The organism is Synechocystis sp. LEGE 06083 (genome assembly GCF_015207725.1).
Classification (GTDB): domain Bacteria; phylum Cyanobacteriota; class Cyanobacteriia; order Cyanobacteriales; family Microcystaceae; genus Synechocystis; species Synechocystis salina.
On the sequence record NZ_JADEWJ010000452.1, the window covers coordinates 1 to 1,311 of the forward strand.

The following is a 1,311-nucleotide window of genomic DNA, read 5'->3' on the forward strand; positions in this document are numbered from 1 at the left end:
CGGCAATGCTGGTCCAGTCAGGGGAAGGAGCAATTCCCGCCAGCGATCGCCAACCCAACTTGGGGCCAGAAAGGGTGGACCTGGAGGAACCGGCCTACCGATTTTTCATTGAGGAAGCGCCCACCCTGTTGCAGGAAATAGAAACGGGGCTATTGACTATTGGGCAAGACCGGTCAGCGGCGATGGTCCATGGCATTATGCGGGCGGCCCATTCCCTCAAGGGGGGAGCGGCCAGTGTAGGGCTGGAAACCATCAAACAGATCGCCCATCGGCTGGAGGATATTTTTAAGGCGCTTTATAACGAAGATGTGGCCATAGACCAAACTATGGAAACCCTCTTATTGCAAGGATTTGACTGCCTGCGGAACCCGTTGGAGCAACAGATTGACCAGGGGTACTACGACCCAGAAACGGCTTGGCAGAGTGCTCAGGGGCCCATTATTAACCTAGAGCAACGGCTGGGTCCCCATTTGGCCGCAGGGGAACAGTTTTTGCCCAGCTCCGCTGACCTAGGGGTGGATGTGGTGGCGTCGGTATTTGAAGTGGACATTGCCGAGGGCATGGCAGCGGTGGCGGCGGCCCAACAGCAGGGGACGGAATCGTTGCGGGAGGCCTTGACTAGCCAAACGGAAATTTTCCTGGGACTGGCGGAAATTCTCAACTTACCGGGGTTCCAAGGCATTTGTGTAGCGGTGCAGCAGGCCCTGACGGCTAACCCGGAGCAATTATCTACCATTGCCACCCAAGCTTTGACTGATTGGCAGGCCGGTGCTCAGCAAGTGCTGGAAAACGGCGATCGCCAACGGGGAGGGGAAGCAAGTGCCGAACTTTTGGCCCTGGGGCAAAGGCTTGTTCCTCCGGTAGAACCACGGCCCCAACTAACTTCGGCTCCGGCTCCGGTATTGGGGGATCTATTTTTTGGCGATGATGAGGACGAGGTAGAGGAAGAACCATCTCCCCCCACTACGCCCATGACTGGGCCATGGCAACCCCAGCCTGAGCCAGAGGCTTTCCCCACCCTGGAGCAAACTCCCATGGAGCCTGAAACAGTGGAGCCCCCCCCTTCCCTGGAGGAAGTTTTTGGCGGGTTGACTGCTGATGTCGTGGTGGAGAACCCAGTCCCTGCCGTGGAGGAAGTGGACCCTTCTGGGGAAACTTTATCTTTAGTGCAGGCGGTGGAAGAGGTTTTTGATTCTTTACCTCCCCTGGCTCCGGCTCCAGTGCCAACTCCTAAGGCAGAAATCCCAACTCCTCCGGTGGAACATACCCCCGAACGGCGGACGGTACCGAGGGAACAAAATCCGGCTAATC

At 57.4% G+C, this 1,311-nt stretch carries 1 protein-coding gene; it reads left to right on the forward strand.

The window, feature by feature from the left end:
* On the forward strand, positions 1–1,311 hold a 1,311-nt coding region (locus tag IQ219_RS19670; RefSeq protein ID WP_194073741.1), incomplete at both ends, for an Hpt domain-containing protein.